At 44.1% G+C, this 288-nt stretch carries 1 protein-coding gene; it reads right to left on the minus strand.

Annotation, left to right across the window (positions count from 1 at the left end):
- The coding region (locus A3762_RS06220; RefSeq protein ID WP_197469071.1) for an adenosylhomocysteinase at window positions 1-288 on the minus strand (288 nt) is incomplete at both ends.

The following is a 288-nucleotide window of genomic DNA, read 5'->3' on the forward strand; positions in this document are numbered from 1 at the left end:
TTGCGTCCCAAACTTGGTTGCCATCTATTTCTGAAAGAATTGTTTGCTCAATACACCACAAGAACTCTTCTTCTGTTTCGCCTTTCCATGCGAATACTGGAATGCCCGCAGCAGCGATTGCAGCTGCAGCATGATCTTGTGTTGAGAAGATATTACAAGAAGACCAACGTACTTCAGCGCCCAGGTCAACCAGTGTTTCAATTAACACAGCTGTTTGGATTGTCATATGAATACAACCCATGATCTTTACCCCTGCAAGAGGTTGCTCAGCTTTGTACTTACGACGAA

It is taken from the genome of Oleiphilus sp. HI0125, assembly GCF_001635355.1.